Source organism: Nonomuraea cypriaca (genome assembly GCF_015645445.1).
Taxonomy (GTDB): Bacteria; Actinomycetota; Actinomycetes; order Streptosporangiales; family Streptosporangiaceae; genus Nonomuraea; species Nonomuraea cypriaca.
Genome location: NZ_JADOGI010000472.1, coordinates 1 through 2254, shown reverse-complemented (window position 1 = coordinate 2254; position 2254 = coordinate 1). Strand labels below are relative to the sequence as shown.

Sequence of the window (2254 nt, the reverse complement as noted above, 5' to 3'; positions counted from 1 at the left end):
GGCTGAGCCGGCCCGCCCACCTGCCGATTCCGGCTCGACGCCGCCCTCCCCCGGCGTGACCACCACAGGGACGACCCCCTGGGCCGGCCTCACTGAATCCACTCCAGAGCAGACTGGGTCCGTCTCCGAGCCGTCCATGGGCTTCGTCGCCGACCTGCTGGTGGGCGACTGGGCCAAGGAGCTGCGCCAGCCGCGGGTCAGGCTCTCGACATGGCTCGCCAAGCCGTACGCCGCCACCGCCGACCGCGTGGCCGTCGCCCTGCCGCCCGGCCTGGAGGCCGCGCTCCCCCGCGTGCTGCTGGCCACCCGGGCGGCGCACGTACGCGTCTTCGGCACCGACCTCCCGCCCCTGCCCGACGTGCTGTTCGCCGTCTACAAGCTGAGCAGCGACGGCAGCACGCTCGACGCCGTACGCCTCCCGCAGCCGGAGGGCGAGGCCGCCTCGGTGCTCCGCAGGATCCTGGACAACGGCCACGCCAAGCTGGCCAACACGTGGCGCGAGGCCCTCATAGCGGTGGCCCGCGCCCAGGGCTCCACCCTCACCAAGAACGAGGCCCGCCTCCTCATCCGCCAGGCCGCCCCATGGTCAGAGGACCTCACCCCGCTGGACGCCCCGCTCCACCGCCTCTCCAGCCTCCCCGAAGCGGTCTCCACAACCGTCAAGGCCCTCACCACCACCCTCTGAGCGACAAATCCGGCCTTGGGCGCCGCAAACCGCCGGAAGACAGTGTCCCGGGCCGGCGAGCACCCGGTGCGCCTGCGCTCAGGTGGCGGCGATGATGCGGCTCTGGACGACACGTCCGAGGCCGTCCAGGGCGACGAGGGTGGCGACCAGTTCCTGGGCCGGCGCCGAGCCACCGGCCCAGCTGACCGTGACGTAGTGGCCCATCGCCCTGGCCTGGGCGCGACTGCCGGCGGCGTCGAACAGGATGCTCTGCCGTACGAACCCGTCCTTGCCCAGCGCCGACACCAGCGCGTCGGCCGCACGCCCGTCGCTCAGGTTGAAGATGACGAACTGACCCGCCATCGTGCTCCCTCTGAACGTGGCCTGCAGTGCCTGCGTGCACCCCATGGCGGAGGCGCCCCAGAGAACCTCGTCGCAGTCGGTGAACTCCTGTGTGGCGTCCAGTCGCATGGTGCCGACGCTCTGGGCGGCCGCGGGGAAGACCTCCCGCAGGGTCAGCGGGGCGGCATCGCGCCCGCGGGTGTCGATGGCGGAGTAGAAGGCGGAGGTCGGTTCGCCGTGGAAGGCGGCCGGCCGCGGCTGCTCAGGACGCAACCACAACCAGCCGACCACGGCGATGATCACCACGTTGGCGACCACGACAGAGATGACGAGACGTCGGGACATCAGCCGGCCGCTCCCCTGCCGGCGCCGGCATCGCGGAACATCACGAGGCCGGTCCGGTGATCGTGACCACCCGGCGGTAGACGGCCTTCTCCGCTCCCCGCAGTGCCAGCATGAGCGAGACGAAGTCGTCCTTCGGGGTGGGCTCCGCGCCGTCGGCCCTGCCGAGCCAGACCAGCCCGACGTAGTGGCCGAGGGCGTAACCACCCGCCTCGGAGTGCCCGCCCGGGGGGAAGGCGGCCTTGGTCGAGCCCAGGGGGCGGGTCCACCCGCCTCGGTAAAGGGTCTTCAACGTCTCCACCAGGTCGGCGGCCGACTGGCCGTCTTTCAGGTTGAGTAGCGTGTACTGGCCGATGTAGCGGCCGTCGGAGCTGGCGTAGAGGCCTCGGGCGGCCTGGGTGCACTCGGCGTCCGACACCTGTTCGAGGAGGCTCTCACCCCACAGCGCGGCTGAGCAGTCGGCGTCCAGTCGCTTGTCGACGAGCTTGAGCTTGAGCTTCTTGGAGACCGCCAGCTCGCTCTGGCCGAACACCTCCTTCTCGGTGAGCGGCTTGCCGTCCTTGGCCCGGTCGGTGAGCGGGTCGAACAGCTTGGGCGATTTCCAGCCGCGGAACACCTCCGGCAGCGTCGTGTCGGGTCCCAGTACGGCGGCGCTGGCCTGGCGTTCTGGCGCGTACTCGCCGATCGAGCCGGCCACCGTGACGAGGCCGACTCCGGCCGCCAGCACGCCGACCACCGTGGCGATGATGACCATCAACCGCTGCTGCTCCGGCCGGAAGCCCCAGTCGGTGAGCACGGGGAACTGCCAGTCAGAGCGTGGGGTACGCCGCCGGGCACGTCCAGCGACTCCCGCCCCTTCATCGCGTACGACGCGTCCTCGCTCACCGCCTTGACCCGCACCACGGC

At 71.4% G+C, this 2254-nt stretch carries 2 protein-coding genes and 1 pseudogene; 1 reads left to right on the top strand and 2 read right to left on the bottom strand.

Annotated features, from left to right (window positions below):
* Positions 1–685, top strand: a pseudogene (locus tag ITP53_RS54925) (bis-aminopropyl spermidine synthase family protein); the annotation flags it as partial.
* 78 nt (positions 686–763) lie between these two features.
* On the opposite strand, the gene ITP53_RS54920 reads toward ITP53_RS54925, so the two are convergent.
* Both ITP53_RS54920 and ITP53_RS54915 read right to left on the bottom strand, forming a co-directional pair.
* On the bottom strand, positions 764–1351 hold the full coding sequence (locus ITP53_RS54920; RefSeq protein ID WP_195903410.1) for a hypothetical protein: 588 nt from the start codon (positions 1349–1351) through the stop codon (positions 764–766).
* Positions 1352–1391: 40 nt separating this feature from the next.
* On the bottom strand, positions 1392–2144 hold the full coding sequence (locus ITP53_RS54915) for a hypothetical protein (RefSeq protein WP_195903409.1): 753 nt from the start codon (positions 2142–2144) through the stop codon (positions 1392–1394).
* Positions 2145–2254: the final 110 nt, after the last annotated feature.

What these genes read in the sequence shown, in the direction of transcription:
- ITP53_RS54920 (WP_195903410.1), bottom strand. Translation starts at nt 1,351, where the DNA reads ATGTCCCGACGTCTCGTCATCTCTGTCGTGGTCGCCAACGTGGTGATC.